This window comes from Kitasatospora sp. NPDC059817 (genome assembly GCF_042731835.1).
Lineage (GTDB): Bacteria > Actinomycetota > Actinomycetes > Streptomycetales > Streptomycetaceae > Kitasatospora.
This window is the reverse complement of sequence record NZ_JBHWIR010000380.1, coordinates 1-2,703: the sequence shown is the minus strand read 5'-3', so window position 1 is coordinate 2,703 and position 2,703 is coordinate 1. Positions and strand designations below refer to the sequence as shown.

5 protein-coding genes are annotated in these 2,703 nt (G+C 69.9%); 2 read left to right on the top strand and 3 right to left on the bottom strand.

The annotated features are described in order from the left end of the window. The first annotated feature begins 239 nt into the window (after positions 1-239). Positions 240-716, top strand: coding sequence for a hypothetical protein (locus tag ACFV61_RS35485; RefSeq protein ID WP_380496267.1), 477 nt, complete (start codon positions 240-242; stop codon positions 714-716). Between the two features lie 41 nt (positions 717-757). Here the strand turns inward: ACFV61_RS35485 and ACFV61_RS35480 are convergent, their stop codons facing one another. The 3 genes from ACFV61_RS35480 to ACFV61_RS35470 form a co-directional block, all read right to left on the bottom strand. Continuing rightward, positions 758-1,252 (bottom strand): NUDIX domain-containing protein, encoded by a 495-nt coding sequence (locus ACFV61_RS35480; RefSeq protein WP_380496265.1) that lies wholly within the window; start codon positions 1,250-1,252, stop codon positions 758-760. Between the two features lie 75 nt (positions 1,253-1,327). Beyond that, on the bottom strand, positions 1,328-1,576 hold the full coding sequence (locus ACFV61_RS35475; RefSeq protein ID WP_380496262.1) for a hypothetical protein: 249 nt from the start codon (positions 1,574-1,576) through the stop codon (positions 1,328-1,330). Continuing rightward, on the bottom strand, positions 1,576-1,776 hold the full coding sequence (locus ACFV61_RS35470) for a hypothetical protein (protein WP_363378178.1): 201 nt from the start codon (positions 1,774-1,776) through the stop codon (positions 1,576-1,578). Before ACFV61_RS35470 ends, ACFV61_RS35475 begins: the two co-directional genes overlap by 1 nt. Before the next feature lie 118 nt (positions 1,777-1,894). On the opposite strand from ACFV61_RS35470, the gene ACFV61_RS35465 reads away from it, so the two are divergent. Continuing rightward, positions 1,895-2,703, top strand: an 809-nt coding sequence (locus ACFV61_RS35465) for a helix-turn-helix domain-containing protein (protein ID WP_380496260.1), incomplete at its 3' end; no start/stop codon positions are given.

The following is a 2,703-nucleotide window of genomic DNA, read 5'->3' as shown; positions in this document are numbered from 1 at the left end:
GGTCACCGGAGCGTGGGCTCCGGGGGCCGCCGCCGTTCTGTGCCCGTCCGTCGCCCGTCCGGCTCGTGGGTCAGGGGCGGGCGACGGAGCGATCCGCAGCCGAACGGATGAACCCCCGCCACCGCCAGGCCCGCCGAGCCCGCGCCTGCCGCACCGGCACGGTAAGACAAGCCGGGCCCCTCCGCGGTGACACCGGTGTGATCGTTCCTGGCGCCGCCCACAGCCGAAGGAAGTAAGAGATGCACGAAACGAAGCACAAGGCCCGAACGGGTGCCGCCGTCGGCATCACACTGCTCGCCCTCACCGCCCTGTCCGGCTGCCGCCAGCCCCACAACGGCGGCAGCCAGGACGTGCAGGCCGCTACGGCTGCGCCCTCCGGAGAGGCTGCGAGCAGCGGTGAGATCGCCGTGCTGGAGCAGCCGACGCTGCCGCCGCCGTCGTCCGTCGCCAACGACCAGGAGAAGCGCAAGCAGGTCGCCATCGGCACCTGCGAGGCGACCAAGGACGGCTGGCGCGCGGCCGGCACCGCGGTGAACCCCGGCGGCCGGGACGCGGATTACCGGATCGTCGTCTACTTCACCTCGGCGAAGGCCACGGTGCTCGCCCTCGGCGGCACGGCGGTGAACGTCAAGGCGGGGCAGGGCGGCGCGTGGGAGGTGCGGCAGGCGTTCCACGCCCCGCAGGGGACCCTGTGTGTCCTGCGGGGCGTCAGCTGAGCGCCCATCGGGTGTCGGTGGGGTAGCTGCCGCCGGGCGGTCTAGCGCGGCGGGGGCCGGTTCTCGTCGCAGGTGGTGCGTTGGCCGTGGAGGAGGAGGGGGACGGCGCGGTTGGCGAGGGCTTCGGCAGCGCGGGCGGCCTGGGCGGGGGCCATGACGTCCGGGAGTTCGTGGGCGGGGACGAAGCGGGCGCCGAACAGGCCGCTGCGGTGCCGGGGCGGGACGGTCAGGTGGGTGTCGTCGCGCACGGTGCCGCCGTCGAAGACCAGGTTGAGGCGTTCCAGGTAGCGGTCGGCGGGGGTGAAGTCGACGGCCAGGACGTCGGCGAGGCGCAGGTTGAGGCCGGTCTCGGCGTGGAGGTGACGGGCGGCGGCGAGGTGCGGGGGCTCGTTCGGCTTCGCAGCGCCGCCGGGCAGGATCAGCCCGTCCATGTAGTCCGGGTCCACGAGCAGGACGTCGCCGCGCGGGTTGCGCACGAGGACAAGGCAGCCGAGCCGGCACACCGGCGGCTTGGCGAGCAAACGGGGGTCACGCATCGGAGGGTTCACCTTCTGAGGGCGGCAAGGAGTACGAGGGAGAAGCCCGCCCACCACAGCAGGCGGACGAGGAGTTCAGCCGTCACGCGTCAGGCGCTCGTAACGCAGCCCCTTGCGGAGCAGGTCGACGACCCGCAGGAGTTCGGACGGGCTGGCGCAGCCGAGGCCGATGAGGTAGCAGCCGGTCCTGCGGCCGTGCTCCCAATCCACCTCGACGGACGGCAACTTCACCCCGGCCAGGGCGAGGACAGTGGTCAGGTCGTCCAGGACGTCGGCCGCCTGCCGCCGCTGGTCGACGGTGGCGCGGTAGACCTTCTCCCCCATCACGCCCCCACCTGCCGCCGAACCTCGAACCCCCGCCACGCGCTGAAGGCGGCGGAGAAGGAGGAGAAGGAAGCCAGCTCACCCGAGGTACCGCTGCGCAGCCACTCCCCCGTCGTCTCGTTCCGCACCCGGTAACACCGGCCCTCCGGGTCCCACCGCACCCCGTAGCCGTGCAGCCGGGGCACTTGGACATCACCCATGGGAGTAACCTTCCGCTGTCGATCCTTCACGTTCTGTGTGGGAAAGACTTGCGGAACGACCCCCTCCTAGGGAAGCATCTGAAGTCGCCAGTTCAGCATGGTTCAGTTGGGAAGCATCATGAACCGTAAGAAGCTTGATCCTGCATCATCTCCCTACGCGACCCTCGGGATTCAGCTCCGCCGTTCACGCGAGGCACGCGGCCTGACCCAGACGGAACTCGGAGAGGCCATCGCCTACTCCGGCGCCTACATCTCCAGCATCGAGCGCGGCATCCGCGCGCCGAGCCGCCGATTCGTCGATCTCGTGGACGAGCACCTCGCCACCGGCGGCACCCTCGGCCTGATGCTCGACCAGCTTGAACACAGCATCCTGATAGAGGGTTTCCCTGAGTACGCAGACAAGGAAGCCGAAGCGACCGCCATCCGGCTCTTCCAGATCGGGGTCATCTCAGGGCTGCTGCAGACTCCCGAATATGCGGCAGCCTATGAACAGGCACCGGTCACGCGCGGGACCGTCACTCAGCAGCAGGCCGACGAGCGCATGCGGTTCCTCCTCGCCCGGCAGGAACGGATCAACCGACCGTCTCCGCCGTACGTCCAGGCCGTACTCGACGAGTGGAGCCTGCGACGGCCGATCGGTGGACCAGTGGTGATGGCACGCCAGTTGGCTCACTTGGAAGAGCTGGCTGGTCGGCCGAACACGACCATCCAGGTAGCTCCGCTCGGTCTCGGAGAGCACCGGCCGTTCGCACACCCGGTGACGCTCCTGACGATGCCGAATCGTTCGCTGCTCGGCTATTCGGAGAGCCACCTGCGCGGCCATCTGGAACGTGACGCCGAAACCCTCGCAGGCTGGGCCAGGGAGTACGATCGGCTGCAAGCCGAGGCACTGCCTCTGGCCCCGTCGCTTGAGCTGATCCGCGCAGT

What these genes read in the sequence shown, in the direction of transcription:
- ACFV61_RS35485 (WP_380496267.1), top strand. Translation starts at nt 240, where the DNA reads ATGCACGAAACGAAGCACAAGGCCCGAACGGGTGCCGCCGTCGGCATC.
- ACFV61_RS35480 (WP_380496265.1), bottom strand. Translation starts at nt 1,252, where the DNA reads ATGCGTGACCCCCGTTTGCTCGCCAAGCCGCCGGTGTGCCGGCTCGGC.
- ACFV61_RS35470 (WP_363378178.1), bottom strand. Translation starts at nt 1,776, where the DNA reads ATGGGTGATGTCCAAGTGCCCCGGCTGCACGGCTACGGGGTGCGGTGG.
- ACFV61_RS35475 (WP_380496262.1), bottom strand. Translation starts at nt 1,576, where the DNA reads ATGGGGGAGAAGGTCTACCGCGCCACCGTCGACCAGCGGCGGCAGGCG.